This is a genomic window from Phycicoccus sp. Soil802, from assembly GCF_001429605.1.
Classification (GTDB): Bacteria; Actinomycetota; Actinomycetes; order Actinomycetales; family Dermatophilaceae; genus Pedococcus.
Genome location: NZ_LMSS01000004.1, coordinates 373,830 through 399,400 on the forward strand (window position 1 = coordinate 373,830; position 25,571 = coordinate 399,400).

Here is a 25,571-nt window from a genome sequence, read left to right on the forward strand (position 1 = left end):
GTTCCTTTCGAGAGAGGTGGTGCTCTCGACGATCCGCCGACGGCCTACCCGTCCAGAAGGGCAGCCGTGCCCCCGTGACCGGGTGATTGCCCGGACAGGTCGGGAAGATTTCCCGACCTGCCTGGATGGTCACTCGGTATCGTCGTTCACGGCGCGAGCGAGGAGATGCCGATGGGCGTGCGATGGCTCGGGGCGGGGCTTGGAGCGGGGGCTGTCCTGGCGTCCGCCGGGGCCGTCGTTGCGACGACGGCAGCGCACTGGTCGTTCGCCCAGGCCCTCGATGCGTTCGTGGTCAGCAACGTGGTCATCGGGGTGAGCTTCGCCCTCTGTGGTGCGCTGATCGCGTGGCACCGTCCGCGCCTGTTGCTCGGGTGGCTCTACGTCGTGGGTGGCTCCTGCCAGGTGCTGTCCGGCCTCGCCGCACCGCTCGGTCAGGTTCTCCACGATCAGGGCGCGCCGGTCTGGATCGTGCGCCTGGACATGACGGTGTTCAACTGGGCCTGGCCGGTCAACATCGGACTGGCCATCCCGCTGTCGTTGTTCCTGCTGCCGGATGGGCGGCTGAGGTCGGGGCGCTGGTTCCAGGTCGCCGCGGCTGTCGCGGTCACCTCGCCGCTGTTCCTGCTGGAGGTGGGGCTGGGAACGGAAACACCACCGGGTATGCCGCCTGCTTACCTCGCATTGGCGCGGTACGACGAACTTGCCTGGCTCTGGACGGTGAGCGAGGTGCGCTGGGTGCTGTCGGTGTTGATTGGCTTGGGCTGCATGGTGTTCCGCTATCGCAGGGGAGACGAGGTGGTTCGTCGTCAACTGCTCTGGCTGGTCCTCGCGGCCGCCGTGATCGTCGTGGCAGTGACGCCGTGGGCGCTGGTCGCCGGGACGCCGCTCCTCGTCCTCTTCACGATCCCGCTGCTCCCAGCGGCGGTGGCAGTCGCCGTGCTGCGCCACGGACTGCTCGACATCAAGCTCGTCGTCAGCCGCGTCGTCACCTACGCGCTGCTCTCCGGCCTTGTGCTGGCAGCCTACGCCGGGCTCGTCGTGGTGCTCTCGGGAGTCGCGTCGGCGCTGCTGGTGGCACTGCTCGCACTGCCCGTCCGCGCCACGCTCCAGGCCGCGATCGACAGGCTGCTCTACGGCGAGCGCGGCAACCCGGTCCGCGTGGCGTCCCGCGTCGGCCAGTCACTCTCCGGTGGCCTGTCCGAGACCCTAGAAGAGGTTCGCGCCGCATTGCGGCTGCCCTACGTCGCGGTGGTGGTCGGCGATGAGATCCGCGCGGCAGGCGGCACGCCCGGTGGGTCAACGGCGACACTGCCACTCGAGGGTGGTGTGTTGGTCGTTGGCCTGCGCGGCGGGGAGCGCCGACTCTCCGCCGCCGACGCGAACATCCTCCGGATGCTCTCCGGTCCGCTGTCGACCGCACTCCACGCCACCGACCTGCTGCGCGAGCTCAAGATCTCACGGGAACGGCTGGTCCTGGCCGAGGAGGAGGAGCGGCGGCGCCTGAGACGAGAGCTGCACGATGGTCTTGGGCCGTTGCTCACCGGGGTCGCGCTGTCCGCCGACATGGCCCACAACCTGGCCACCGCCACGGCGAGCCCCAGCGCCGATGCCGACGGGCGGCTGTTGGAGCGTCTCGACGCAGTGCGCAGCGACTCCCGGACTGCGATCCGGGAGGTGCGGCGCATCGTCGACAACCTGGGGTCCCCGGCGCTGGACGAGCTCGGCCTCGCCGAAGCGCTGCGGATCCGTGCGGCGCGGACGACCCGGCGGGCCGACGGCTCCGACCTGCTCGTGCAGGTCGAGATCCCTGCGGACCTGCCGCGGATGCCGGCGGCGGTCGAGCTCGCGGTGTACCGCATTGCCACGGAGGCGCTGACCAACGTGGTCCGCCACTCGAGCGCGTCAACCGTCCGTCTGCGGCTGGTCTGGGACGGGGAGCTGCGCTGCGAGGTGCTCGACGACGGCGCCGTCAACGGCAGCTGGCGTTCCGGGGTGGGCATCAGCTCGATGCGCGAACGGGCGGCGGAGCTCGGGGGACGCTGCGACGTGGGTTCGGGTCCCGATGGTGGACACGTACGGATCTCGGTACCCGTGGCGGCCCGATGATCAGCGTCCTGGTCGTCGACGACCACCCCGTCGTGCGCTCCGGGCTGTCCGGAGTGCTGTCGACCCTGGCCGGTTTCGAGGTCGTGGGGGTTGCCGGCGACGGAGCCGAGGCGGTGCGCGAAACCGTGCTGCACCGACCCGACGTGGTCCTGATGGACCTGCAGATGCCGGGGATGGACGGACTGGCCGCCATTCGCGAAATCGCCCGCTTCGCACCGACAACGCGGGTCTGCGTGCTGACCATGTTCGACGACGACGACTCGCTCTTCGCCGCGATGCGCGCTGGCGCCCATGGCTACCTGCTGAAGGGTGCCGAGCAGGAAGAGATCGCCCGCGCTGTGCGTGCGATCGCGGCCGGTGAGGTGATCTTCGGGCCCGGAGTCGCCGAGCGCGTCCTGCACCAGATCAACACGCCCGCTGCTCGCACGTCTGCTCCGTTCCCCTCGCTGACTGCCCGCGAGCTGGAGGTGCTGGAGCTGCTCGCGGCGGCGCTCCCGACCAGCACCATCGCGGACCGGCTGCAGCTCGCGCCCAAGACGGTGAGCAACCACGTCTCGAACATCCTCACCAAGCTGCAGGTCGTCGACCGGACCCAGGCGGCAGTCCTGGCTCGCGACGCCGGACTCGGATACGACCCGGGCAACCACCCTCGATGAGGCCAGCGTTCGCGAAGGATGAGCGACGCCGTCCGGACTGAGGGTGGGCGCGTCGACGAGGAGTGTTGACGACACCTGGCCGACGCCATGAGGCCCGGCCAGCCACCCGGCATACGACCCGGTGTGGTCCTAGGGCCTATTCGATGCACCGTGCGACATCGCGCGCACTTTATCCCCGCTGGTGTCTGCCCCCGCACTCCATGGGGCGCGGGTGGCCCAAACGGATACTTGACCAACTGCTTGACAACGGCGGCGGGTTTCGGCGCATTTTGGGGGACGTTGGGGGAATGCGTCGTGCTCAGGGTGGACGGTCTGGGACACCGGTGGACGTGCCGGAGGTGCATGGCATGGAAGGGGTCAGGGGTTCGAATCCCCTCAGCTCCACCGGACACGAGATGGCCCCTGGCCAGCGGAAACGCTGGTCAGGGGCCATCTCGCTTGCCACCGCTCATGAGATCCGACAGGAGCACGCGCAAAGCGAGCGATTCGGTGCTGACTGCCGACGCATCACGCGCGTAGCAGGACCCGGACCTGATCTCGTATCTCGTGCACGAGGTCGTCGGCGGGGTTGGCGATGTTGATGGTCGCGGCCATGCTGACGAACATGATCGCGGAGACGATGTGCGCGAGGGTGGCGGCCTCGTCGGAGTGGATGCGATCGTCCCGTTGCAGCACGTCGGCGATCGCCTTTTCGGTCTGCACGGTCAGGTTGAGCGCGTCGCGGTGGTGCGGTTCCTCGGGGTCGCCGAAGACGATCTCCCGGAGGTAGGTCCGTCCGTTGTCGACCTGTTTGCGGTTGCACTCCACGACCGGGCGGACGATCGCCATCACCGCGTCGAGCAGGTCGGGGGTGGTCTCGGCCGCCGTCCTGCCCTGGGTCAGCGCATCGGCGTAGGCCGAGTTCTGCACGAGCAGCAGGAGCTCGCCCTTGTTCTTGGCGTAGAGGAACAACGTGCCCGCACCGATGTCGGCCTTGTCGGCGATCTCCTGGGCGGTGACCTCGTCGACTCCGCGCTCGGCGAAGAGTTCCCGTGCGGCGGCGGTGATGCGGTCGAGCTTCTGCTGTTTGTTCCGCTCACGCCGTCCGACGGATTGGGAGGTGAGTGGCATGGCTGCCGCCCTTCTCTGCGGTGTGGGCTCCTGGGGGTGGGCTCGAATGTGCCGGCGCTCATTCTTCCACGGCGGTGAGAGGAGCCCTCATGTCGCGGAGCTCCGGGTAGAGCGCGCCGACCGGTCCGGCGAGCTTGGTCGCCCGGATGGTCAGCGGGCGAGGAACTCGAGGGCGACCGGGACGAATCTGTCGTGGAACTGGAAGATGCCACCGTGGCCGGAGTCGGGGTAGATGACCAGCTCGGAGCCCTTGATGCGCCGGTGCAGGTCTTCGGAGAGCACCGAGGGCACCATCCGGTCGTGGTCCCCGTTGGCGATCAGGGTGGGCTGGCTGATCTTCGACAGGTCGGCGGCGGGCGAGCGTCCCCACTTCTTGATCGCCTTGAGCTGGGTCTGGAACGCCTTGACCGCGACCGGCTTGTCACGGTCAGTGGTGCGCTCCTTGAGGCGCTGCACGAACGCGCGGGCGGCGGGCTTGCCCGTGGCGTTGCGGTTGAAGAAGAGGAACTCCTTCGGGTCCGACCGGGTCACGGCGGCCCGGAGGATGTCGTAGTAGGTGACGCCGGCGACCTTGTCCATGTCCTTGCCGCCAGCGGGACCGGTGCCGGTGAGGATGAGCTTGCGGACGAGGCCGGGGTGCTTCACCACCAGGGCTTGGGCGACCATGCCGCCGAGGGAGAAGGAGAAGATGTCGACCTGGTCGAAGCCGAGCGCCTTGATGAAGGTCACCGCGTCGTCGGCCATCGCCTCGATGCTGTCGGGAACGGTGCCGGTCGAGGCTCCGACGCCGCGGTTGTCGAAGGTGATGACGTGGTGCTGGGCGGCGATCGGGTCGATGATCCGGGGGTCCCAGTTGTCGAGGTTCGCGGCGAGGTGGACGAAGAAGACGACGGGGATCCCGCCCTTCGGCCCCAGCTCGCGGTAGGCGTAGGTCACGCCGCCGGCGTGGATGGTCTGGGCGGGCGCGTCCTTGTAGGTCGTGATGACGTCGTCCTGTGCGTGGTTGTTCGTGCTCATGATGTTCTCCGGTGTCCTGGTGGGTGATGAGATGGCTTGTCAGGCCCTGCTGATGACGGCCTTGCCGCGGATGCCGCCCTTGTCGAGCGACTGAACTGCCTGCACGGTCTGGTCGAAGTCGAAGACCCGTCCGACGACGGGCCGCAGCGCGCCGGCATCGACGACGTCGGTGATGTGGCGAAGCTGGTCGCCGCTGGCGCGCATGAAGAGGAACTCGTACGTGACGCCCAGGCCCCTCGCCTGGCGGCGGATGCGGCTGCTGAGGGCAGTCGTCGCCAGCCGGAGGATCGGGTTCGCGCCGAGCTCGCGGGCAAACGCCGCGTCGGGTGGCCCGGCGATCCCGATCGCCTTGCCGCCGGGACGCAGCACGCGGAGCGACTTCTCGAGGTTCTTCCCGCCGAGGCTGTCCAGCACGAGGTCGTACCCGTCGAGAAGCTGTTCGAAGTCCTGGCTGCGGTAGTCGACGACCACGTCCGCCCCGAGCGCGCGCACGAAGTCGACGTTGCCGGTGCTGACCGTGGTGGCGACCGTGGCACCGAGGTGCTTGGCGAGCTGGATCGCGATCGTCCCCACTCCGCCGGCGCCGCCGTGGATGAGGACCCGTTGCCCCGGTTGCAGGTTGCCTCGCTCGACGAGGGCCTGCCAAGCAGTCAAGGCGACCAGCGGTAGCGAGGCCGCTTCCTCGAAGCTGAGGGACGCCGGCTTGAGCGCCAGATCGGCCTCGGCCACCGCGATGCGTTCCGCGAAGGCTCCGATGCGGTCCTTGTCGGGGCGGGCGTACACCTCGTCGCCGAGCCTGAAGCCCTGCACCTTCGCGCCGACGCCGATCACCGTTCCCGCGACGTCGTTGCCCAGGATCTGCGGCAGCTGGTACGGGAGGATCTGCTTGAACTCGCCCGTCCGGATCTTCTCGTCGAGCATGTTGAGCCCGGCAGCCCGGACCTGGACGAGCACGTCGTGCTCTCCGACCATGGGCTCGGGGACATCCGCCTCCTGCAACGGACCCTGGTACTGCGTGATGACGAACGCTCGCATGCTGACTCCTGGACAACGATAATATGAGTAGCCTCAATAATGAACACACTCAGGTTTGTTGTCAAGCGAAGGTCGTCCAGGTTGCTGCTCACCGGGGGGATGAGCTCGGAATTCGCCCATCGCCTCGCTGGCCTCTCGACGGGTATCCTCCGAAACGGAGGCTCATCCCAGACCCCGATGAGCAGGTTTGGCAACCCACCTCCGCTCGGTGTCCACCGAGGCAGCGCCTGCTCGTCACGGCAGTTCAATGACGGTTGGAGGCACCATGGACAGCTGGCCCCCCGAGAACCTGGTCAACCACCGTTCGTGGTCATCCGTGTGGCGTGCCGAGCATGCGATACCCGTGTTGGACTCGATCATTGACGTGGCGAGAGAACTGGTGCCGGGGACCCACGTCGGCATCTGCATCGCCGAGAGCACCGGTGCCCTCAGCACCCTGGCCGGCACGGATCAGCTCGTGTTCGAGCTCGATGACCTGCAGTACGCCATGGACGAAGGTCCGTCCCTCACCACGGTCAGGGACGGCCACACCGTCATCATCGACGACGCCGAGAGCGAGCATCGGTGGCCCAGGTTCATCCCGCACGCTGTCAACCTGGGCCTCCGGTCGCAGCTGAGTGTGCCCATCGAGGTCGAGGAGCAGACCGTCGGCGGGCTGACCTTCTACTCGACGACGCACACCCACCTCGACACCGACCGCTTGGCGCACGCGAGACTGTTTGCTGCGCAGGCCTCCCTGGCCGTGACCCAGACCCGACGCGAGAGCCACCTTGCAGCGGCCCTCCAGTCGAGCCGGACGATCGGCAAGGCCACCGGGCTGATCATGGAGCGGTTCGATCTCGACGACGAGGACGCCTTTGAGCGCCTGTCCCGTCTCTCGCAGATGTCCAACGTCAAGCTCCGTGACCTCGCGGCTCATCTCGTCAAGCAGTCCAACGACCTGCGACACGTGGCCGACGCGAGCACGGGCCACGTTCACCAACCCTCGGCCGGCCACGCAACTCGGGACCAGGACGAAGCCACCGACCTCGTGGTCCGTCTGTAGGTGCCGGCTTTTCCTGGCCTGTCGCCCGTGACGCCTTGAGGGTGCGTTCATGACGCGAGCCGGTGGCCAGCGGCTACCCGCCTCCCGCACACCGTGGGGTCCTCCTGAGCGTGATGGAGGCCCCGCATGTCCCTTTTCTCCTGTCACGTCGGCCGTGGATGGGTGTCTTCAGTAGTGCCACGACCCGGCGACAGCACCTGCACGTGAAGTGAGCTGGCGAGCCGGACCGAGGTCGACATCGCAGGTCCATCAGCGGGCACCCCACAGGGCGCCCCGGAAGGAGAACTCGACATGTTGCACGCGAAGTCAGCAGGACACGGTGACGGCACGCCAGGCACGCTGCGCAAGACACTCAAGGCACGGGTCGTGGCCGTCGTCGCGGTAGCCACCGTCGCCACCACCGGTCCACTCCTCGTCGGCTCCGCGCAGGCCGCGTCGCCGCACAGTGGTGCGGCGAAGGCAGTCCACTCGTCCTCGAGCGCAGGCAAGGCCTGGAGCTACCAGGGGACGTGGACCGACAAGAAGGGCCGCACCGGCGCCGCCACGGTGGACATCGTGCCGCAGAAGTTCTGGAGCTCCGGCGACAAGCTGATGATGCGCAGCGCGGTCACCACCACCATGCAGGGCGCACGCGGCTCCGTGCCGCACACGAAGATGATGGACCTGCAGGTGAAGCAGGCGACCACCGGCGCCGTGGGCGCTGGGGTGACGGCCGCCAGCTGCGACATCCTCAACCTCGTGCTCGGGCCGCTGGACCTGAACCTGCTGGGACTCGAGGTCCACCTGAACCAGGTCGTGCTCGACATCATCGCCACGACCGGGGCGGGCAACCTCCTGGGCAACCTCCTCTGCGCGGTCGCCGGCCTGCTCGACGGCGGCGGTCCGCTCGGCCAGATCGCCGGCCTGCTGAACCAGATCCTCGCCATCCTCAACGGACTGGGGGTCTGAGCTCCCCAGCCTCGGACCACCGCTGACAGTGGCGCCGACGCGCGCGCCGCACGGCGCCACTGTCAGGCGGGGCGAGACCCGGAGGACCGGCGGGGGCCACACTTCCTCCGGGTTTCGCCCGGCCTGAGAGCGGGCAAGTACCTCACGGCGGTAGACCCCGTCCCAGGACCGGCCCGGAGCACTGGTGCACACAGCACCCATCCGGAGCCAAGCGGTCCTGACCAAGCCCTCACCAAGGAGGCACACATGAGCACCACACACGAACCGGGACGCCCCGAGCACGACGAACGACGCGTCACCGACCGGGACCTGGACGCCAGCGATCGGCGTGGGGACAGGCCCGGCGAGCCGCTGGGTGACCACACTCGCGCTGACCGAACAGCTGGCGATCGGAGCGACGACCGGGACCGGGCTGACGATGGCGAGCGAGTCGACTACCGGGACCGGGCTGACGATGGTGAGCGAGTCGACGACCGGGACCGGGCTGAGGATGGCGAGCGCGCGGCATACCGGGACCGCACGGAGGTGGTGGAGCGCGACCGTGTCGTCGACGGCGACCGGTTGGCCGCCGTCCAGGCGGACCGGTTCGGTGGGATGAAGCTCGGCTCGGCCTTCTTCGGGTGGCTCAGCGCCATGGGGATGGCCGTCATCCTCATCGCGGTGCTGGCAGCCGCCGGGACGGCCGTGGGGCTGGGCACCGGGACGGACGCGGACGAGGCAGTGGATGCCGCGTCCGACAAGGTCGCCACCGTGGGTGTCGTGGGCGCCCTCGCCCTGGCGATCATCCTCTTCGTCAGCTACTTCTGCGGCGGCTACGTCGCGGGTCGGATGGCCCGCTTCAACGGCCCCAAGCAGGGTTTCGCCGTGTGGCTGTGGGCCCTGGTCGTCGCGGTGGTGGTGGCGGTCATCGGAGCCGTGGCGGGTAGCAAGTACGACGTGCTCGGCCAGCTGAACAGCTTCCCGCGCCTGCCGGTCAAGACGTCTGAGCTGGACACCGCTGGTGTGGTGGCCCTGGTCCTGGCCGCCGTGACCAGCCTGCTCGGTGCGATCGCCGGTGGCGCCGCCGGCATGCGGTTCCACCGCCGGGTCGACCGGGTCGACCCCGTCGACGTCGCGGACTAGGCGAGCGACACTGCCACGTCGAGGTCTCTGACGACCATGGAGATCTCGGCGTGGCAGTGCGCCGTCACTCGGATGACGTCCGCAGGCGTCGGTGGGCCATGTCGAAGGTCGCGAGCACCTCGAGGAGGAAGTCGCCGGCGGCGGCGGTGATCCGACCCACGTCCTCGCGGGGAGTGTCGGCCAGCACCTCGCCCAGGACGACGTGGTGCACGTGCACCAGGTCGAGCATGCTGACTCCTCGGACGATGGCCCGGCGGCCGAGGTCGTATCCGTCCGTGAGGGCGGCTTCGCTGCGTCGCGGGAGGTAGCGCTGGAACGCGACGCGGTAGTCGAGGGTGACGTCCTCCAGGTCACCCACGGCGTCCGCCTGCCGCGCGGCCGTTGACCCGCGCCAGGTAGGCCAGCCCCTCTTCGAGGTCCAACGACGTCGGCACGTCGCCCATGTCCATGCCCAGGCGCACCATCGAGAAGGCGACCTCCGGTTGGATCCCCACGATGACCGTCACGGCTCCCCGCAGGCGCGCGATGTCAGCGATCGACCGGAGGGTGCGCGAGGCGAAGCTGTCGATCACGTCGAGGGCAGCCACGTCGATGATCACCCCACGAGCACGGTGCTCACCGATCCGGCTGACGAGGTCGTTCTGGAACCGGACCATCTCCGAGTCGTCCAGGGCAGTGTGGACCGACGCGACGAGGGTGTCACCCTGACGCAGGATGGAGACGAGAGCCGGTCCTGAGTTCACGAGCCGTCCGTCACCGCCTTGCGGGTGACGGTGAAGCCGAGCAGTCGTTCGGCCTCCTCGAGGCCGCCCTGCAGGTCGCCGATGGTGTTCATCTTGCTGAGGTCGACGCCGATGGTGACCAGGGTCTGGGCGATGGTGGGGGACAGGCCGGTGATGATCACGCTGGCGCCCATCAGCCGGGACGCATCCACGGTCTGGACCAGGTGGTTGGCGACCGTCTCGTCCACCTCCGGTGCGCCCGTGATGTCGATGACGACGACCTTGGCCCGGTGGGTGCGGATGCCGCTGAGGAGCTGTTCGGTGAGCTGTCGGGCCCGCTCGCCGTCCAGGACCCCGATGATCGGCAGGATGAGGAGCCGTTCGCGCACCGGGAGCACGGGCGTGGACAGCTCGCGGATGGCGTCCTGCTGCTGCCTGATGACGCGTTCGCGCTCGTCCACGAAGCTGACCGCGACGGTGTTGGCGATCCGGTTGGCAGCCGGCTCGTAGGCGTCGAGGATGCGGTTGAGGAGACCGAAGTCGCGCTGGTACTTCTCGAACAGCGAACGGGCCAGGACGTCGCGCAGGAGCAGCACGATGCCGACGACCTCGTGCGTCTCGACACCCCGCGGGATGATGCGTTCAGACAGGTCCCGTGCATAGTGCTGCAACGCCTCGACGCTGCCTGTCTCGAGCACCTCGACGTAGTTGTCGTAGACCGACGTGGTCTCAGCGGACATCTCCTGCGGGGTCATCGCCTCCAGCAGGTGGGCATCGCGGATGCGGGAAGCCCACTCGTCGCGGAGCTTCGCGCGGTGTTCCCGAAGGTGTGCCACCAGCTGGGGCAGCAGCTGGTCGCCACTCGACGACGCCTCGACCTGCTCCGAGCTCTCCTGCGTTTCGTCGTCCTGGCTCATGCTGTTCCCTTCTTGTCGAACCACTTGGTCATCGTCACGGTGGTGCCGTGTCCCGGCTCGGACACGATGTTGAACTCGTCCATGAGGCGTCGGGCTCCGGGCAGCCCGAGCCCCAGCCCGTCGTACGTGCTGAAACCGTCCTTGAGGGCGACCTCGACGTCGTCGATGCCGGGGCCGGTGTCGCGTGCCACCACGTGGATCCCGGCCCGCGGCCCGTCCACGAGCTCGATGGTCACCTCGCCGCTCCTCGCGAACCGGACGATGTTCCGCGCCACCTCCGAGACTGCCGTCGCGAGCATGGTCAGGTCTGCACCTGAGAAGCCCGCGCGGATCGCCAGCTCCCGTGCCGCCTGGCGGGCGGCGACGATGTCTGGGTCTGCGCTGATCGCCACGTGGATCTCGTTGTCGCGCAGCGGTCCTCGGCCGAGGAGGGGCTGGCTGAGCTTGGCGCAGAGGTCGCACTCGAGCAGGTGCCTGCCCGCATCCACCTCGCGCTGGCGGCGCCGGTCGGCGCTCGACAGCGCCAGCAGCACCGGGCGGCACTCGTCGGTCGGGGGTTCGGTGTGCTCGAGGGCCAGGAGGTACTCCACCCGCAAGCGGGCCCGGGTCCGCTTCAGCTGGGCGGCGACCGCGCCGGCGGTGCTGCCCGAGTCCTCGGCCAGGCTCCGCGTCGCCTGCCCACTGATCTCGTGGGCCAGCAGGACCTCACGCTCCCGGTCGGTCAGCCGGCGGAGGGCCTCGTTGATGGCGGACTGCTCCTCGGACGCGACGACCACGTCCTCGGCCTCGTCCGGCACGCTGGGATCGAGGGCCCGGTGGCGGTTGCGCGACTCACTGTCCTTGCGGCGCCACATGGTCGCCATGACGTTGCGGGCCGTGGCGATCGCGTACGGCTCGATCATCCCCGGCTCGATGCGGTCCTCGGCCTCGAGCACGCGCACGAGGGTCTCCTGCACCAGGTCCTCGGCGGCAGGGTGCTCCCCGACCCGCGCAGCCACGATCCGCCGCAGCATGGGGATCAGGGCTGCGACGTCGACCGCCCCACCCGGCTGCGCCGGCTCGTCGGGTACCCGCGCCGTGCTCACGACTGCGACACTACGCCCACAGCGCCTCTGACACGCCCCTGACCTGCACTGATGTATGCCGCCGCGGCGCCTTGGCCGCGTCCGAGCGGCACGGCTGGAGCCGGCGGCACCGCGCGGCGCCGAGAGAGGTACCTCGTATCCCAGCGCCGCGCGGCCGCCCCACACACCCCCGTCAGGTCGACGTGTGAGGCCGCTCTCCAGCCGCTCCAGCGGGCTCGGCTCGCTCGGGTGCGCCGGGATCGCGGGCCCTGCCCTGGTCGACGCGGACCTCCTCGAGGACCCCTTCCAGCACCGGGCTCTCGTCGAGGGGGTCGACATAGCCGGGCGGTGGCGGCGGATCGCGGGGGATGGGTCCCGGGATCGAGTCCCCATCGGTGGGGCCTGTGGGTTCACCCATGGTGCGATGCTTCCCCCTCCACGCGGCGCCGTGGCACCTCTGTTTGACGTATCGGCGCGGCTGCCCTCGACTCGCGGGGGCCGACTGCCTGGCGCCGCCTGACGGTGCGCTGGCTGGTGTCCGTCGCCCATACCTCCATGCGCTGGAGGACGGGCATCAGGGCGAGCACGACCACCGGCACCGCCAGGGCAACGCCCCTCATCGCAGCTCGCCGCCGCGTGCGCGCCCTGCCCCGGGACGAACATTCCGCCGCGCAGCACTGCGGGCTGAGGGAAAGACCTTGCCGGGCTCGATCGCGAAGGAGTGGACGTGCACCACCAGCCCCATGAGGTCCAGCTCGAGTGGCCGGACCACGGGGTGCAGGCCCAGCTCATCTCTGACCAGGTCCGCCGGGGCCGTCGTCCGCCTCGACTCCCGGCCGACGACCGTCCCATCGGGCTCCCGGAGCTCACCCGTGAACACACCCGTCACAAAGGCTCCCCGGGGGGCCAGGACCAGTCGTTGCAGCCGGAGGTGGCCGGTCATCACCCCTTCGTCCCCTCGAGGGGAGCGGAACGTGCCGGTGAGCGGTATGCCGTCGCCCTCCGAGGTTGGCGCCTCAGGGTTGCGACGGGGTCGGAAGGCGATCACGGTCATCAGGGGGCTCCAGTCGTGGGATTCGGCCGATCCAGGTGGGCCGGCAGTGGCGCTCCACGGGTGAGGGGAACGGGAGGGCGCCACTGCCGGGGTCTGTGGGTGATCGGCCCTTCACCAATGAAGACCCCTTCGAGCGTTCACGTGACGCGGCGCTCACGGCGCAACGGGGCTCCAGAGCGGCGTGGCGCGCCTCTGGGACCCCAACCGTCACACGCTCCTCGCGTCATGTCCTGGACCTCAAGGCGTCAGAGCTCAAGGCGTGAGAGGACCTCCAGGCGTCAGAGGACCCAGGGCGTCAGACCCGCCGGGCCCCCGCAGAGCCCCCGCAGGGGTCCCGCACGAGGCCAGCCGCTGGTCGCGGCCACGGACCAGCTGAAGAGTCAGTCCTGCTGCGCCGCGGCGCTCGCACCGGGCTCGGCAGCCCTCAGCCCGAGCGCCGCATCGATCTCCGCCTGGCTCAGCGCTGGTCCGGCCGCGGTGGCCGCGGCGATCACCTCGCCGAGCAGCGCGATCTCGTCGGCGAGGGCCGTGTCGACCAGCGGTTCGTCGGGATCGGTGGGGACCATCAGCATGGTCCTCTCCCAAGGCTTGGCAACCGGGACCGAGATCCCGGGTGACGCGTCCCCGCTCCACGTCCGTGGTTCGGTGCCACCGCCACCTGCGGGTCACAGGTGGCCAGTCGGCTTCGGGTGGGTGGCTTCTCGCCCTCACCTTCGATGGTGAGGTACCCCGTCGCCACACGCCATAGCCCATCCGTGTCATCTGTCGTCGACGAGCGCGTCGACTAGAGCCAGGCGTGGATCCGCACCGTGGTGCCGACCTTGCCGGACCGGACCTGTACCAGGTCGCAGAGCTGGTTGGCCATCCACAGGCCGTGGCCGAGCTCGTCCGCCGACGAAGGTGGGAGCCTGCCTTCCATGGGGTTGACGATGCGGCCGACTCCGCGCACCTCGCAGACCAGTGCGTGGTGCTCCTCCCAGATCCGGAGCTCACTGGCCCCGCGACCGTGCCGCACGCTGTTGACGGCCACCTCGTGGACGCCGAGGACGAGGTCGTCGGTCCGCTCGGTGTCCAGCCCCACGGACGACGCGTGCGCCCGGACGTCGGCGCGGACGTCCGCGTAGTCGTCAGCGCCGAAGGACCGGTGCGAGACCACCACCTGTACCTGGGTCCGCGGCAGCTCGGCCTTGAACATCTTGCGCAGGTGGTGCACCCCGCCGTAGGTGGTGCTGCCCCGGTGGGTCTCGACGTCGACCACCACGGGGTGGGACCGGTGGGCCTCCGCGACCACGTCCGCCGGCAAGGTGGCGGTGTCGTAGGGGCAGAGCAGCCACAACGGGGTGTCCGTGTCGACTGCCATGTTGAGCAGTGCCTCGTGCATCTGGCACTCGGCGAGCTCAGCCATCCGCCGGCCGTGCCAGATCGGCTCGCCGATGCCGCGCACGGGGCGACCGGGGTGCTGGTCGGTGAAGGCGCGCCACGCCGGGATGATCCGCGCCGGGTTCGCGCCCAGGCGCTCCATGTCGACGAACCTGACCGCGCCCGCTTCGCCGTCCAGCGCGTCGCGCAGCACGTCGATCCGGCCCGGGGTGACCGCCACCATCACTGCCTGACCGGCCTCGAGACCTTCCCGGATGAACGGCACGGTCCCGGCGACGAACTGGTCGTCCCCCTCCCAGAAGAACGCCTCGTGGCGATAGCCGTCGTGGGTGCGGTACCTGCCCGCGCCGGCCCCACCCGGCCCAGCAGTAGCGTCCCGCGCCCAAGCTGGAGCGGTGCCACCATTGGCTCTCTGGTGTGACGTGGGCGCCCCCCTTCGGAGAAGGTCACCGCGGCAGTGCGGTGAACCGGCGTGCCAGACGTCCTCACCCGAGGCTACGCCTGAAATGCGAGGTTGAACCCACCTGATCTCACGGAAAACTGCAGGTCACAGCCGAGAACTGCGATGAGCGCCCGCATCGGTCCCCGGGCGTCAGCGCTGCGGTTGCGGCCCGCGCAGCCCTGCCACACGACACACGGCGGACAGTCCCTCCGGGGTGCCGCGCCAGTGCCGCTCGAGGGCGCCCATCCCCGCGTGACGGACCACGGCGCGCAGCGCGACGGCGACGATGACGACGTCGTCGGCGTACCCGATCACCGGGATGAAGTCGGGCACCAGGTCGAACGGCATCGCCAGGTAGGCCAGCAGGAGCCAGAGCCGCACCCGGACCCCCCGAGGCAGGGTCGAGTCGGTGGCGAGGCGGCGGAGCAGGTGGATCACGTCGGGCAGGAGCCGCAGCGCGTCTCGCACGCCGAGCTCGTCGGGTCGGCCGGCCCACAGGGCGACCAACAGTCCGGCCCACACCAGGAGCAGCCCGCCGGCGAGGCCCACCGGCATCGACCACCACGACCAGTCCATGCGCGTCATCCTCGCATCCACGCCAGGCGGATGGCTGGGCGACGGGAGCCGTCCCATTCGTGCCGGGGTCGTCGTGCGACGATGCTGCGATGAGCGTGGGGTTCGACGAGGAGGTCAGGTCGTGACCGCGGGAGCATCCCCCGGGTCAGGGGTGGACGTCGAGGCATATCTCGCCAGGGTGGGCGCGAAGGTGGAGTCTCCCGACCTGGCCGGGCTGCAGCGGCTGCACGAGGCGCACGTCCGCACCTTCACGTTCGACAACATCGACGTCCTGCTCGACCAGCACCCCGGCGTCGAGCTGCCCGACGTGCAGGCCAAGTTCGTGGGCCGTGGGCGCGGTGGCTACTGCTTCGAGCACGCCACCCTCTTCGCCGCGGTGCTCGACGCGCTGGGCTACGACGTGGTGCGCATGCTCGCCCGGGTGGGTGACGTGACGGCGTCAGCCCGGACGCACTGCGTGGTGGCGGTGCGGCTCGACGGTACGCGGTGGCTTTCCGACCCCGGTTTCGGGCTGAGCCTGATGCACCCGATCCGGCTCGAGGACGGCGCGCGGGAGGACCACGGCGGGTGGGCCTACCGCATGGTCCGGGTCGACGGTGGCGCGAGCGGCCCCACCTGGGAGCTGCAGCGCCAGCGGGACGGCGCGTGGGAGCTGATGCACACCACCGACGAGCTGCCCGTGCAGCAGGCGGACGTGCGGTCCGGCCACCACTTCACGAGCACCTACCCCAGTTCCCACTTCCGGCACGGCCTGATGCTGACCCGCCACCTGCCCGACCGGCACGTGGCGGTCACCCACGAGACGCTGACCGTGCGGCGACCGGGAGAGCCCACCGAGCACCGTGACCTGGCCGAGGGTGAGCTGGAGTCACTCCTCGACGAGCTCCGGGTCGGCCTGACCTCCGACGAGACCGAACGCCTGCTCGCCGTCGTGGGGCAGCTGCGAACCGGCCGGGACGCTCAGTCGCCGTAGGTCGCGCGCACCGTCGAGTCCCAGCGCCAGTGCCCTTCGCGGTTGTCCTCGGTGCGGTGCGTGGCGGCGAGGAAGTCGTGCCAGCCGTCGTCCGTGCGCGTGGCGCCGGGGAAGAGCCGGTTGAGGACGCGGTGGCAGAGGTCGCCGTCGATGCGGAACTCGAGGTCGTGCGCGGTCAGCACGTCCCAGGCGTGCGCCGCCCCCTCGACGATGCCCATGGCGGCGAAACCGGAGGCATCGGCGTTCCCGCACCCGTGGTAGCCGAGGTGGCCCGGGGGAGCGGTGGCGGTGACCGCGACGAGGAGACCTCCGGCCGCGTCGACGCAGCGGACGATGGCCAAAGTCCCCTTGGCCGGGTCCGGCCAGACCAGGTTCGGGGGAGTGGTGGGCTGCCACTGCGGCGGGTCGACGAACGGGGTGTAGCCGTCCACGTAGACCTCGCGCCCGGACAGGTTCATCGCGTAGGCGGCGAAGTCGTCGATGAGGTGCGCGGCCGTGTCGCGACAGTCCCAGGTGAGGCCGTGGGCCGGGCGTGCCCAGCCGTCGTCCGGCACCTGCGCGAAGCCGGCCATGACGGCGTCGACCACGGTCCGGAGGTCTTCGGGGGTCGAGACGGGTGCGGTCATGCCGGCGAGCCTAGGCGGCCGCCCCGACACCGGCGGTCCGCGCCTCAGGAAAGCGGCCAACTGCCCGGTTCCACGCGGCATACCCGCTCGCACGCACGGGAAAGCGGGCGATTGGCCGGGTCTTCCGGGCGACCACCTCAGCGGGCGACGGAATATACCCCGAGGGGGTACGGGTTGGCCCCGTCATGAGCACTCACCCGCACGGCCACCTGACCGAGTCCCTGTGGCGCCAGGCGATCAGCGCCACCCTCCACTGCCTCACCGGCTGCGCCATCGGCGAGGTGCTCGGCATGGTGATCGGCTCCGCGCTGGGGTGGGGCTCGGTCGCCACGGTGGTCCTGTCGGTCGCGCTCGCCTTCGTCTTCGGCTACTCCCTGACGATGCGCCCCGTCCTGCGGGCCGGACTGCCCTTGGCCGCGGCCCTCGGGGTCGCGTTCGCGTCCGATACCGTGTCGATCTCGGTGATGGAGGTGGTCGACAACGCGTTCGTCGTGGCCGTCCCCGGCGCGATGGAGGCCGGGCTGGCGAGCGGGCTGTTCTGGGGCACGCTGGCCGCGTCGCTGGCCATCGCGTTCGTCGTCACCGTGCCGGTGAACCGGTGGCTGATCGCCCGTGGTCGGGGTCACGCCGTGATGCACGACTACCACCGCTGACCGTCTGTCACGCTGGGGGCGTGTCCGCCGCCGCCCTCACCAGCCTCGCCGCCGTCGCGCTGGTCGCGCCGCTGAACTGGTGGTCCGTCGCCATCCGTGGCCGTCGCCGCGAGTGGGTGTCCAAGCCGCTTGTCCTGGTCCTCCTGGTCATCACCGCGTGGGTGGGCGGAGCGAGCGACTCGGCCGCCGGCTGGTGGCTGCTCGTGGCGCTGGGCCTGAGCCTGGCCGGTGACGTCGCCCTCCTGTCGGAGAGCCAGACCAGGTTCGTGGTCGGGCTCGCCAGCTTCCTGCTGGCCCACGTCGCCTTCGTGGTCGCCTTCGCCCACCTCGGTATGCCGCGTTCCTCCCTCGCGCTCGTCGGGCTCGCCCTCGTCGTCGGGCTGGCTGCGGTAGTGGGACGTCGCGTCGTCCCGGCCGCCTGGCGCGAAGGGGGACCGGCGCTGGGAGGTGCCGTCACGGCATACATGGGCGTCATCGGGGTGATGGTGGTCTCGGCCTGGGCGACCGGGCACCTCCTGGTGGCGCTCGGGGCCACGGTCTTCATGGTCAGCGACGCGGTCCTCGCGATGGACCGGTTCGTGCGGGGGCGGCGGTTCGGGGCGCTCGCGGTGATGGTGACCTACCACCTCGCCCAGGTGCTGCTGGTGGTCGGCGTCCTGCAGGCACTCGGGAACCTGACCTGACGGGCGAGGGGGTCGGACGGCGCCGGTCGTCGGTCGGTGACAGAGTGGTGACACCGCCCTGACCTGCAGCGAAAGGACCGAACGCCCGTGAGCAGTGTGGACGCCGTCGTCATCGGTGCAGGGCCCAACGGCCTGGTCGCCGCCAACGCCCTGGCCGATGCCGGCTGGGACGTCGTGCTCGTCGAGCGCAACGACGAGGTCGGCGGTGCCGTGCGCAGCGCCGAGGTGACGGCACCCGGCTACGTCTCCGACCTGTTCAGTGCGTTCTACCCCCTGGCCGCCGCGAGCCCGATCATCCGCGACCTGCACCTCGAGGACCACGGCCTGGTCTGGCGCCGGGCCCCGCACGTGCTCGCCCACACGCTCGACGACGGCAGCGCCGCGCTGCTCTGCTCGCGCGCGGAGGACACGGCGGCCGGGCTCGAGGCCGAGGCGCCCGGTGACGGTGACGCCTGGCTGGAGCTGGTGCGCGGCTGGGACCGGATCCGCGACCCCCTGCTCGACGCGTTGTTCACCCCGTTCCCGCCGGTCGCGTCCGCGACCCGCATGGTGCGGCGGCTCGGCCTCGCCGATACCCTCGACTTCGCCAGGCTGGCCGTGACGCCGGTGCGTCGCCTGGCGCAGGAGCGCTTCCGGGGGCAGGGCGCCGGCCTGCTCCTCACCGGCAACGCCCTGCACAGCGACATCCCGCCCGACGCAGCGGGGAGCGGGATGTTCGGCTGGCTGCTGTGCATGCTGGGCCAGGACGTCGGTTTCCCGGTGCCCGAGGGCGGCGCCGGTGAGCTGGCGCACGCGCTGCGCCGGCGGGCCGAGAGCCGCGGCGTGCGCGTGCTGACCGGGACCCCAGTCACGGCGGTGACGACCGGTGGGGGACGCGCCACCGGCGTCCGGCTTGCCGACGGCACCCTCCTGCGAGCGACCAGGGCCGTCCTCGCGGACGTGCCCGCCACGACGTTGTACCGGGACCTGCTCGCCGACCACCGGCTGCCGCCTCGGCTGGAGCGCGACCTCGACCGGTTCCAGTGGGACAACGGCACCATCAAGGTGAACTGGGCGCTCGACCGACCCGTGCCGTGGACGGCCGACGCCGCCCGTGGCGCGGGGACGGTGCACCTCGGCGTCGACCAGGACGGCTTCGTCGACTTCGCCGCCGACCTGTCCGTGGGGCGGACGCCGGAGCGGCCGTTCCTCCTCTTCGGGCAGATGACGACGTCCGACCCGACCCGCTCGCCCGAGGGGACCGAGTCGGTGTGGGCCTACACCCACGTGCCGCACGACGAGTGGTCGGAGGATCGGCTCGCCGAGCACGTGGAGCGGATGGAGGTGGCGGTCGAGCGGGTGGCCCCGGGCTTCCGCGACAGCCAGGTCGCCCGGCACGTGCAGTCCCCGAGCGACCTCGAGTCGGAGAACCCCAACCTGGTCGGTGGAGCGATCAACGCCGGCACGGCAGGCCTGCACCAGCAGCTGGTGTTCCGACCCACCCCGGGCCTGGGGCGGCCCGAGACGCCGGTGCCGGGTCTCTACCTCGCAGGGGCGTCGGCGCATCCCGGGGGTGGGGTCCACGGCGCCTGCGGCTGGAACGCCGCCCGCGCGGCCCTCGGCGCGAACGGTCGCCTCACCGGCGGGGCCCGCAGGGTGCTCGCCCGCACGGCGTGGGACCGGCTGCTCAGGGGGTGAGGCCCTGCCGGTGCCGGCCCTCCGCCAGGTAGGCGAGGCGACGGAGCGCCTCGACGTTCCGCGGGCCGATGGCGAGCTGTCGCAGCGGTTGGGGCATGAGCGTGCCGGGGCCGGTGACCGCATCCTCCGCCATCGCGACGGTGCACGTGTCGTCGCCCGCCGGGGTGACCGTGATGACGACCTCGGCCTCGCCCGCCGGCCAACCCTTGGCCCTCAGGACGAGCTCGGTCGGCGGGACGCTGCGGAGCACGTGCGTGGTGTCGCTGACGACGGCTGGCCACACGCCGAACGAGTGGTGGATCCGGGTGCCCTCGGCAGGCCAGCCCTCGTCGACGCCTCGGACCCGGGACGCGCCGACGACCCACGTGGCGTAGAACCAGCCGTCGGAGAGCACGTCCCACACCGCTTGGGCTGGGGCCTTGAACTCACGGGTGACGGTGACGACGCCCTTGTCGAGCTGCTCCATGTCAGGTCCTCTTCCGTAGGGAGTGGGTGGCTGCGGCGGCCGCGGCGCCGACGCCGACCACGGCTGCGGGCCCCATCCAGTGTCGACCCCAGCGCCTGCGGGCCGCGTCGCCGGTCAGTGCCTTCATCCGTATTTCCCCTGTGTGCCTACAGCTGCAGAGACGGCGAGGGGTGGGCTCCTGCACCCACCCCTCGCCGAGCCGGGTGGGTGCAGGAGCTACTGCGTGGCGCGGACCGTGTCGGCGGAGTCCTGCGCCTGGGACTTGACGTCCTCGGCGGTGCTCTGGCTCTCCTGGACGACGGTGTCCTTGGCGTCGGTCGCGGTCTCCTTGATGCTCTGGGCCGCCTGCTTGGCGGGCTCCTTGAGCTCCTGGGCGGTGTCCTGCGCCACGCTCTTGGCCTCGTCGACCAGCGGCTGCGCCTTGTCCTTCAGCGCGCTCGCCGCCTGCTTCTCCTTCTCGCTCGCGGGGAGCATGGAGCCGAGTAGCCACCCGGCGCCGAGGGCGACCAGGCCGGCGGCGAGGGGGTTCCCCCGCGTCTTGGTGCGCGCCTTCGTGGCCGCCGCACCGGGGGCGTGTCCCACGGCGGACGCCGCGTCGGAACCCGTGCCGCGCAGGTCGTCGGCGGTGCCCATGACGTGGTCCTTGACCGACGTCGCGACGCCGGCCACCTTGTCGGCCTGACGCCGTGCGACGTTGGACGGGCTGACCGTCTCGGTGAGCGCGTTGACGTCGTCGCTCAGTCGGCCTCGGGTGTCCTCGATCTCACGACGGATCTCATCCGGGTTGTTCGTCATCGCTTGTCCTCGTTCCCTCTGAGCGCGTCCGGGATCTCCCGGGCCGTCTCGGTCGTCTGTGGAATTCCCTTGACCTGCTTGATCTCTCGTCGGCCGATGCTGGTCAGCACGGCTGCGATGACGGCCCAGACGACCGCCACCACGAGGGCCGACCAGGCCCGGCCGATCTCGTTGCCGAGCCCCCACCAGAGGGTGATCGAGAGGAAGAGCAGGACGAAGTGGCCTGCCATTGCCGCGCCGCCGAGCATGCCCGCACCCTTGCCGGCCCTGGTGGCCGACTGGCGCAGCTCGGCCTTGGCCAGCTCGGTCTCCTGACGGATCAGGGTCGACAGGTCGCGGCTGATGTCGGCGAAGATGTCGCCCACATTGCTCAGCGACCGCGGCGGTGACTCGTCGAGCCGTGGGTCCTGGCTCATGCCGGGAAGGCGTCCGGGTCGGCGATGGCCGTCGGACGGGTGTCGGTGTGGGCGCTGGAAGTCCCGCCGGTGGTCCCGGTGGTCCCGGTGGTCCCGGTGGTCCCGGTCCCGGTGGTGGTCCCGGTGGTCCCGGTCCCCGTGGTCCCCGTGGTCCCGGTGTGGGTGCCGCTGTAGGCGGCCGCGTTCGCGACGTGCTGGTCGTCCTCCGCTGCCTGGTCGTGGTGGTCGGCCACGAGACCGCGGCTCAACCGCCCGCCGACGACGCCGATGAGGGCTGCCGCGGCCAGGAACGTGCCGGGTCGCTGGCGGGCGAACTGCTTGACCTCGGTCACGAGAGAGCCGGGGTCGCGCTGGTCGAGCCAGCCCGCCACATCACCCATGCGCTGGGAGGCCTGCTGGGCGAGGTCGCTCGCGACGCCCTGCTGTTCGCTGCTGGTGGCCATGCCGGAGAGCTCCCGGCTCAGGGACCGCAGTCCCTCCGCCACCCGCGTCTGCTGCTGTGCGCTCTGGTCGAGGAGCTCGCTGCGCGTCTGCTGCCACAGCTGCTTGGCCTGCTGGCCGGTCTCCTGCACCACCTTCTTGGCTTCGTCCTTGCCGACCTCGGCGACGTGCTGCGCGCCGTCCTTGGCCTGCTGGCCCGTGGCAAGAGCCTCGTCCTTGGCGACCTGCTTCGTGTCGCTGTTGCTCAGGTCGCTGGTGCTCGTGGGACTGGTGCTCGTGGGGCTGGAGCCGATGGGGCTGTCGGTGCCGTGGCTGTCGGTGCCATAGCTGTCGGTGCCCGACGCGGGGGAGACATCCACCGTGCCGAGCTCGCGGGTGGCGTCCTCAGGCGTGCTTGTCGTTCCGTAGATGTCGCTCATGTCCATTCCTGTTCTGTCAACGAGTGCTGGACAGGCGGTCCTTCGCGACCGCCGGTAGAAGGGGGATGCCCGGTCCTGACCTGCGCAAACGTCGAAACGCCCGATTTATCGGATGGTCTCGGAATCGGCCTGCAGGAGGCCGAGCAGCGCCTTGGCGTCATGCGGGGCGTACCCGCGCGCGTCGTTGTCGAAGTAGACGTGGACGTCGAGTCCCTGATCGGCCCACGCACGGGTCCTGCTCGCCCAGGCCTCCAGCGAGGCCGGCGAGTAGCCGCTGCGATAGAGCTCGGTGTCTCCGTGGAGGCGCACGTAGACCAGGTCGGCGGTGACGACGTCGAACGTTGGCCAGGTGCCGGCGCTGTCCGACAGGACCATGGCGATACCGTTGCGCTGCAACAGTTCTCGTGCTGGTGACGAGTGGAAGCTCTCGTGCCTGGGCTCGAGCGCGTGACGGATCGGAGCGTCGACGAGGGGAGCGGTCAGGGTGCGCGCCTCGTCGAGCTTGGCGTCGTGCGTCCTGGCGAGCGCACCCGCGTCGTCGGTGGTTCGGGGGAGCAGCCGGAAGAAGTCGCTGAGGAGCTGCTCGTCGAAGGGCAGGCTCGCGGGCAGCTGCCACAGCACCGGGCCCAGCTTGGCGCCGAGGGCGAGCACGCCGGAGGCGAAGAAGTTGGCCAGGGCCGGCTGCACGTCGACGAGGCGGCGCATGTGGGTGATGAACCGGCCACCCTTGACCGCGAAGACGAAGTCGTCTGGCACCTGCTCGGCCCAGGCGGCGTAGCTGGTCGGTCGCTGCAGCGAGTAGAAGGAGCCGTTGATCTCGACCGCGTTGAGCTGGCTGGCCAGGTGGGCGAGCTCGTCACGCTGGCGCAGCCCCACCGGGTAGAAGTCACCCCGCCACGAGGGGTAGCGCCAGCCGGACGTGCCGATGCGGATCTCTCCGCGCCGTGACGCCTGCACAGCGGGAGCCCGATCGCCCTGCGGCCGAGCCACTGGTTCAGGAGAGGGGTTCGATGCTGCCCAGCGACGGACCGTGCCCGGACGCCTCCAGGTGTCCGACAAGGTCCTCGAGCGACTGGAAGTCCCGGGTCCTGGGAGCGACTGAGAGGCGCCACCAGAGGTGGCTGGGTGCATGTCGCTCGATCAGCGTCGCGGTCAGCCGGTCGTGCGTGGCGGGGAAGCATCCCGGACCCAGGTAGGTGGCCAGCTCGTCGGACCAGCTCGAGTCGGGGTGCGTGATGGAACCGGTCGCGGTGGTCATGCGCGTCTCCTCGGGTGGCGTCGCACCCGGCCTGCCCCATGGTGCTTCCTCCACCGATACCCGACCCGCCCGGATCCAAACGCGCACCACAGGTGGACGCGCCACCCGACCCGCGCTGTTGGAGCCGAGTGGCGCGCCTCAGGCAGCCCCTACCCCGGGGACGGCCGGGGAAACGGAGACGCGGCGGTGGGCGAGGTGGATCCAGCCCCCCCGGCGACCGCGCTGGTTTGTCGGGGAGCCGACCGGGTAGCAGGCAGGAAGACAGGCACATCCACCGGACACGGGAGCGGCCCACGCGGCGCTCGCGAGGAGGGAGAGCTTCGTGCTCGACATGCAGCGACTCGGACCGGCCAGCCTGGTCCTGGTCCGTCACGCCGAGAGCATCGGCAACCTGGCGGACCGCGCGGCCCGGCAGGCCGGGTCCGCGCGGCTCGACCTGCAGGACCGTGACGCGGACGTCCCCCTCTCAGACACGGGGCGCGAGCAGGCGGACGCCCTGGGCCGGCACCTCAGGGACCTGGACGCGACCGCGAGGCCCACTGCGGTCGTGAGCTCGCCGTACCGACGGAGTGCGGACACCGCAGAGCTGGCGCTCGCCAAGGCTGGGCTCGCCACCTCGGTGATGCGCGACGAACGGCTGCGCGAGCGCGAGCTGGGGCTGTTCGACGGTCTCACCGGCACCGGGATCCGTGCCGAGTACGGCGACGAGGCGCGCCGGCGCGAACACCTCGGGAAGTTCTACTACCGTCCGCCCGGCGGTGAGAGCTGGTGTGACGTCGCCCTGCGGGTGCGGTCGTTCCTGAGCGACGTCGGCACCCGGCCGGCCACCGACCGGCTGTGGATCTTCACCCACCAGGCCGTGATCACCTGTTTCCGCTACGTGCTGGAGGGGATGGACGAGACCGCGGTGCTGGAGCTCGACCGCACGGTGGACGTCCCCAACGCCTCGACCACCACGTACCGACGCGGGCCAGCCGGCGTCCCCGAGCTCGTCGAGTACGCGTCGTCCGCGGTGGTGCAGGCGCGAGGCGCGACGCCGACGAAGGAACCGGAGCACGCAGGGCGGGGCAGCGCGTCGTGAGCCGCACCGTCCGTGACCTCGACGCAGCGCAGCTCCGTGCGTGGCCGCTTCCGGAACCGGAGGGGGGCAAGGAGGGCCGCGGTCGGGTGGTCGTCGTGGGAGGTAGCCGGCGCACCCCCGGGGCGGTGCTCCTGGCGGCTGAGGCGGCGATGCGAGCCGGGGCGGGCAAGCCCCAGGTCGCCACCGCGGAGAGCGTGGCCGTCGCCGTGAGCGTCGCCCTCCCGGAGGCGCTGGTGACCGCCCTTCCGGAGAGGGGGGACGGTGAGATCGCCGCCACGTCGGTCGACCAGGTCGTCGACCTGGCCGCCGGGTGCGACGCCCTGTTGCTGGGGCCCGGGCTCCTGTCGCCGGACGCGGCCAACGAGCTGCTCGAGGCGCTGGTGCCGCGACTGGACTGCCCGGTGGTGCTGGACGCGTTGGCCATGTCCTACCTGACCGAACATCCCGACGGGGTGACCCACCTCCACGGGAGGGTGGTCCTGACACCCAACGACTCCGAGCTCGCCGAGACCCTTGGACTGGACGAGGCCGAGGTCGTGGACAGGGCAGCGGAGTGCTGCGCCGAGCTCGCGGACCGGTCCGGTGCCACGGTCGTCGCGGGTGGTGAGACCACCTACGTTGCAGCACCGCGGTCAGAGGTCGTCTGGCGCCACCCGGGAGTGCCCGGACTGGGGGTGGCAGGGTCGGGCGACGTGAAGGCCGGCGTGGTCGCCGGCCTCCTCGCCCGTGGCGTCCCGGCCGAGGGTGCTGCTGCCTGGGGCGCGGCGCTCCACCTCAGGGCTGGCAGGGCGGTCAGCGAGCACGAGGCGCCCCTGGGCTTCCTCGCGCGGGACGTGCTGCCCTGGATCCCGCACCTGATGGCGCAGCTGTCGTCGCCCGCGCACTGACG

General features: G+C 70.7%; 30 protein-coding genes. 11 read left to right on the forward strand and 19 right to left on the reverse strand.

Translation table 11 applies throughout. The features are described from left to right. The first annotated feature begins 171 nt into the window (after positions 1-171). Together ASG91_RS10885 and ASG91_RS10890 are read left to right on the forward strand one after the other, a co-directional pair. Complete coding sequence (locus tag ASG91_RS10885; protein WP_056922645.1) at positions 172-2,106, forward strand: sensor histidine kinase; 1,935 nt, start codon at positions 172-174, stop codon at positions 2,104-2,106. After that, positions 2,103-2,762, forward strand: a complete 660-nt coding sequence (locus ASG91_RS10890; RefSeq protein WP_200961280.1) for a response regulator transcription factor — start codon at positions 2,103-2,105, stop codon at positions 2,760-2,762. The genes ASG91_RS10885 and ASG91_RS10890 overlap by 4 nt, the downstream gene beginning before the upstream one ends. 507 nt (positions 2,763-3,269) lie before the next feature. On the opposite strand, the gene ASG91_RS10895 is transcribed toward ASG91_RS10890, so the two are convergent. From ASG91_RS10895 to ASG91_RS10905, 3 genes are all read right to left on the reverse strand, one after another. Further along, on the reverse strand, positions 3,270-3,872 hold the full coding sequence (locus ASG91_RS10895) for a TetR/AcrR family transcriptional regulator (RefSeq protein ID WP_056922646.1): 603 nt from the start codon (positions 3,870-3,872) through the stop codon (positions 3,270-3,272). Between the two features lie 150 nt (positions 3,873-4,022). Next, complete coding sequence (locus ASG91_RS10900; RefSeq protein WP_056922647.1) at positions 4,023-4,889, reverse strand: alpha/beta fold hydrolase; 867 nt, start codon at positions 4,887-4,889, stop codon at positions 4,023-4,025. 39 nt (positions 4,890-4,928) lie between these two features. Continuing rightward, a complete protein-coding gene (locus ASG91_RS10905; protein ID WP_056922648.1) occupies positions 4,929-5,924 on the reverse strand; it encodes an NADP-dependent oxidoreductase in 996 nt (331 codons plus the stop codon). 265 nt (positions 5,925-6,189) lie between these two features. Between ASG91_RS10905 and ASG91_RS10910 the strand changes: the two genes are divergently transcribed. From ASG91_RS10910 to ASG91_RS10920, 3 genes are all read left to right on the forward strand, one after another. Continuing rightward, positions 6,190-6,969, forward strand: a complete 780-nt coding sequence (locus tag ASG91_RS10910; protein ID WP_056922649.1) for a GAF and ANTAR domain-containing protein — start codon at positions 6,190-6,192, stop codon at positions 6,967-6,969. Between the two features lie 291 nt (positions 6,970-7,260). After that, positions 7,261-7,917 carry a hypothetical protein gene (locus ASG91_RS10915; protein ID WP_056922650.1) on the forward strand — a complete coding sequence of 219 codons (657 nt, stop codon included), beginning with the start codon at positions 7,261-7,263 and terminating at the stop codon, positions 7,915-7,917. 246 nt (positions 7,918-8,163) lie between these two features. After that, positions 8,164-9,039: a YrzE family protein gene (locus tag ASG91_RS10920; protein ID WP_056922651.1), complete on the forward strand. Its 876-nt coding sequence runs from the start codon at positions 8,164-8,166 to the stop codon at positions 9,037-9,039. 64 nt (positions 9,040-9,103) lie between these two features. Here the strand turns inward: ASG91_RS10920 and ASG91_RS10925 are convergent, their stop codons facing one another. The 9 genes from ASG91_RS10925 to ASG91_RS10965 form a co-directional block, all read right to left on the reverse strand. Beyond that, on the reverse strand, positions 9,104-9,397 hold the full coding sequence (locus ASG91_RS10925; RefSeq protein WP_056922652.1) for a phosphatase RsbU N-terminal domain-containing protein: 294 nt from the start codon (positions 9,395-9,397) through the stop codon (positions 9,104-9,106). Beyond that, entirely contained in the window at positions 9,390-9,782 is a 393-nt protein-coding gene (locus ASG91_RS10930; protein WP_056922653.1) for an STAS domain-containing protein, read from the reverse strand. Before ASG91_RS10930 ends, ASG91_RS10925 begins: the two co-directional genes overlap by 8 nt. After that, the gene (locus tag ASG91_RS10935; protein ID WP_056922654.1) at positions 9,779-10,678 is read right to left on the reverse strand and encodes an STAS domain-containing protein; all 900 of its coding nucleotides are present in this window, start codon (positions 10,676-10,678) and stop codon (positions 9,779-9,781) included. Before ASG91_RS10935 ends, ASG91_RS10930 begins: the two co-directional genes overlap by 4 nt. After that, a complete protein-coding gene (locus tag ASG91_RS20205; protein ID WP_235545536.1) occupies positions 10,675-11,763 on the reverse strand; it encodes a sigma-70 family RNA polymerase sigma factor in 1,089 nt (362 codons plus the stop codon). Before ASG91_RS20205 ends, ASG91_RS10935 begins: the two co-directional genes overlap by 4 nt. A gap of 172 nt (positions 11,764-11,935) precedes the next feature. Next, positions 11,936-12,160, reverse strand: a complete 225-nt coding sequence (locus tag ASG91_RS20670; protein WP_157606299.1) for a hypothetical protein — start codon at positions 12,158-12,160, stop codon at positions 11,936-11,938. A gap of 198 nt (positions 12,161-12,358) precedes the next feature. Continuing rightward, entirely contained in the window at positions 12,359-12,796 is a 438-nt protein-coding gene (locus ASG91_RS10950) for a hypothetical protein (protein ID WP_056922656.1), read from the reverse strand. 380 nt (positions 12,797-13,176) lie between these two features. Next, complete coding sequence (locus ASG91_RS10955; RefSeq protein ID WP_056922657.1) at positions 13,177-13,368, reverse strand: hypothetical protein; 192 nt, start codon at positions 13,366-13,368, stop codon at positions 13,177-13,179. A 212-nt stretch (positions 13,369-13,580) separates the two neighbouring features. Further along, positions 13,581-14,705 carry an anti-sigma factor RsbA family regulatory protein gene (locus tag ASG91_RS10960; protein ID WP_371262047.1) on the reverse strand — a complete coding sequence of 375 codons (1,125 nt, stop codon included), beginning with the start codon at positions 14,703-14,705 and terminating at the stop codon, positions 13,581-13,583. A 63-nt stretch (positions 14,706-14,768) separates the two neighbouring features. Beyond that, positions 14,769-15,203 carry a DUF1232 domain-containing protein gene (locus tag ASG91_RS10965; protein WP_082594100.1) on the reverse strand — a complete coding sequence of 145 codons (435 nt, stop codon included), beginning with the start codon at positions 15,201-15,203 and terminating at the stop codon, positions 14,769-14,771. Between the two features lie 112 nt (positions 15,204-15,315). Here ASG91_RS10965 and ASG91_RS10970 point away from each other — a divergent pair, with 112 nt between their 5' ends. After that, a complete protein-coding gene (locus ASG91_RS10970) occupies positions 15,316-16,167 on the forward strand; it encodes an arylamine N-acetyltransferase (RefSeq protein ID WP_056922659.1) in 852 nt (283 codons plus the stop codon). Here ASG91_RS10970 and ASG91_RS10975 read toward each other — a convergent pair. Further along, positions 16,155-16,793, reverse strand: coding sequence for a hypothetical protein (locus tag ASG91_RS10975; protein ID WP_056922660.1), 639 nt, complete (start codon positions 16,791-16,793; stop codon positions 16,155-16,157). The genes ASG91_RS10970 and ASG91_RS10975 overlap by 13 nt on opposite strands. A 185-nt stretch (positions 16,794-16,978) precedes the next feature. Between ASG91_RS10975 and ASG91_RS10980 the strand changes: the two genes are divergently transcribed. The 3 genes from ASG91_RS10980 (at position 16,979) to ASG91_RS10990 (ending at position 19,806) form a co-directional block, all read left to right on the forward strand. Next, entirely contained in the window at positions 16,979-17,446 is a 468-nt protein-coding gene (locus ASG91_RS10980; RefSeq protein WP_056922661.1) for a DUF4396 domain-containing protein, read from the forward strand. A 20-nt stretch (positions 17,447-17,466) separates the two neighbouring features. After that, on the forward strand, positions 17,467-18,129 hold the full coding sequence (locus ASG91_RS20895) for a lysoplasmalogenase (RefSeq protein WP_056922662.1): 663 nt from the start codon (positions 17,467-17,469) through the stop codon (positions 18,127-18,129). Positions 18,130-18,216: 87 nt separating this feature from the next. After that, a complete protein-coding gene (locus ASG91_RS10990; RefSeq protein ID WP_056922663.1) occupies positions 18,217-19,806 on the forward strand; it encodes an NAD(P)/FAD-dependent oxidoreductase in 1,590 nt (529 codons plus the stop codon). Here the strand turns inward: ASG91_RS10990 and ASG91_RS10995 are convergent. The 6 genes from ASG91_RS10995 to ASG91_RS21205 all read right to left on the reverse strand — a co-directional run bounded on the left by ASG91_RS10995 (position 19,796) and on the right by ASG91_RS21205 (position 23,601). After that, the gene (locus tag ASG91_RS10995; protein ID WP_056922664.1) at positions 19,796-20,272 is read right to left on the reverse strand and encodes an SRPBCC family protein; all 477 of its coding nucleotides are present in this window, start codon (positions 20,270-20,272) and stop codon (positions 19,796-19,798) included. The two genes, ASG91_RS10990 and ASG91_RS10995, sit on opposite strands and share 11 nt — an antisense overlap. Before the next feature lie 216 nt (positions 20,273-20,488). Further along, positions 20,489-21,067: a DUF3618 domain-containing protein gene (locus tag ASG91_RS11000; RefSeq protein WP_056922665.1), complete on the reverse strand. Its 579-nt coding sequence runs from the start codon at positions 21,065-21,067 to the stop codon at positions 20,489-20,491. Continuing rightward, positions 21,064-21,483, reverse strand: coding sequence for a phage holin family protein (locus tag ASG91_RS11005; protein ID WP_056922666.1), 420 nt, complete (start codon positions 21,481-21,483; stop codon positions 21,064-21,066). Before ASG91_RS11005 ends, ASG91_RS11000 begins: the two co-directional genes overlap by 4 nt. After that, on the reverse strand, positions 21,480-22,343 hold the full coding sequence (locus ASG91_RS21030) for a hypothetical protein (protein WP_200961281.1): 864 nt from the start codon (positions 22,341-22,343) through the stop codon (positions 21,480-21,482). The genes ASG91_RS11005 and ASG91_RS21030 overlap by 4 nt, the downstream gene beginning before the upstream one ends. 105 nt (positions 22,344-22,448) lie before the next feature. Then, the gene (locus ASG91_RS11015; protein ID WP_235545537.1) at positions 22,449-23,333 is read right to left on the reverse strand and encodes a DUF72 domain-containing protein; all 885 of its coding nucleotides are present in this window, start codon (positions 23,331-23,333) and stop codon (positions 22,449-22,451) included. A gap of 4 nt (positions 23,334-23,337) precedes the next feature. Next, a complete protein-coding gene (locus ASG91_RS21205; protein WP_056922669.1) occupies positions 23,338-23,601 on the reverse strand; it encodes a hypothetical protein in 264 nt (87 codons plus the stop codon). Positions 23,602-23,932: 331 nt separating this feature from the next. Between ASG91_RS21205 and ASG91_RS11025 the strand changes: the two genes are divergently transcribed. Then, complete coding sequence (locus tag ASG91_RS11025; protein ID WP_056922748.1) at positions 23,933-24,682, forward strand: histidine phosphatase family protein; 750 nt, start codon at positions 23,933-23,935, stop codon at positions 24,680-24,682. Continuing rightward, complete coding sequence (locus ASG91_RS11030) at positions 24,679-25,569, forward strand: NAD(P)H-hydrate dehydratase (RefSeq protein WP_056922670.1); 891 nt, start codon at positions 24,679-24,681, stop codon at positions 25,567-25,569. Before ASG91_RS11025 ends, ASG91_RS11030 begins: the two co-directional genes overlap by 4 nt. Positions 25,570-25,571 lie beyond the last annotated feature (2 nt).

What these genes read in the sequence shown, in the direction of transcription:
- ASG91_RS10895 (WP_056922646.1), bottom strand. Translation starts at nt 3,872, where the DNA reads ATGCCACTCACCTCCCAATCCGTCGGACGGCGTGAGCGGAACAAACAG.
- ASG91_RS10980 (WP_056922661.1), top strand. Translation starts at nt 16,979, where the DNA reads ATGAGCACTCACCCGCACGGCCACCTGACCGAGTCCCTGTGGCGCCAG.
- ASG91_RS11005 (WP_056922666.1), bottom strand. Translation starts at nt 21,483, where the DNA reads ATGAGCCAGGACCCACGGCTCGACGAGTCACCGCCGCGGTCGCTGAGC.
- ASG91_RS21030 (WP_200961281.1), bottom strand. Translation starts at nt 22,343, where the DNA reads ATGAGCGACATCTACGGAACGACAAGCACGCCTGAGGACGCCACCCGC.
- ASG91_RS21205 (WP_056922669.1), bottom strand. Translation starts at nt 23,601, where the DNA reads ATGACCACCGCGACCGGTTCCATCACGCACCCCGACTCGAGCTGGTCC.
- ASG91_RS20670 (WP_157606299.1), bottom strand. Translation starts at nt 12,160, where the DNA reads ATGGGTGAACCCACAGGCCCCACCGATGGGGACTCGATCCCGGGACCC.
- ASG91_RS11000 (WP_056922665.1), bottom strand. Translation starts at nt 21,067, where the DNA reads ATGACGAACAACCCGGATGAGATCCGTCGTGAGATCGAGGACACCCGA.
- ASG91_RS10885 (WP_056922645.1), top strand. Translation starts at nt 172, where the DNA reads ATGGGCGTGCGATGGCTCGGGGCGGGGCTTGGAGCGGGGGCTGTCCTG.
- ASG91_RS10910 (WP_056922649.1), top strand. Translation starts at nt 6,190, where the DNA reads ATGGACAGCTGGCCCCCCGAGAACCTGGTCAACCACCGTTCGTGGTCA.
- ASG91_RS10955 (WP_056922657.1), bottom strand. Translation starts at nt 13,368, where the DNA reads ATGCTGATGGTCCCCACCGATCCCGACGAACCGCTGGTCGACACGGCC.
- ASG91_RS10905 (WP_056922648.1), bottom strand. Translation starts at nt 5,924, where the DNA reads ATGCGAGCGTTCGTCATCACGCAGTACCAGGGTCCGTTGCAGGAGGCG.
- ASG91_RS10965 (WP_082594100.1), bottom strand. Translation starts at nt 15,203, where the DNA reads ATGACGCGCATGGACTGGTCGTGGTGGTCGATGCCGGTGGGCCTCGCC.
- ASG91_RS10995 (WP_056922664.1), bottom strand. Translation starts at nt 20,272, where the DNA reads ATGGAGCAGCTCGACAAGGGCGTCGTCACCGTCACCCGTGAGTTCAAG.
- ASG91_RS10920 (WP_056922651.1), top strand. Translation starts at nt 8,164, where the DNA reads ATGAGCACCACACACGAACCGGGACGCCCCGAGCACGACGAACGACGC.
- ASG91_RS10890 (WP_200961280.1), top strand. Translation starts at nt 2,103, where the DNA reads ATGATCAGCGTCCTGGTCGTCGACGACCACCCCGTCGTGCGCTCCGGG.
- ASG91_RS10900 (WP_056922647.1), bottom strand. Translation starts at nt 4,889, where the DNA reads ATGAGCACGAACAACCACGCACAGGACGACGTCATCACGACCTACAAG.
- ASG91_RS10950 (WP_056922656.1), bottom strand. Translation starts at nt 12,796, where the DNA reads ATGACCGTGATCGCCTTCCGACCCCGTCGCAACCCTGAGGCGCCAACC.
- ASG91_RS10935 (WP_056922654.1), bottom strand. Translation starts at nt 10,678, where the DNA reads ATGAGCCAGGACGACGAAACGCAGGAGAGCTCGGAGCAGGTCGAGGCG.
- ASG91_RS10915 (WP_056922650.1), top strand. Translation starts at nt 7,261, where the DNA reads ATGTTGCACGCGAAGTCAGCAGGACACGGTGACGGCACGCCAGGCACG.
- ASG91_RS11025 (WP_056922748.1), top strand. Translation starts at nt 23,933, where the DNA reads ATGCAGCGACTCGGACCGGCCAGCCTGGTCCTGGTCCGTCACGCCGAG.
- ASG91_RS10975 (WP_056922660.1), bottom strand. Translation starts at nt 16,793, where the DNA reads ATGACCGCACCCGTCTCGACCCCCGAAGACCTCCGGACCGTGGTCGAC.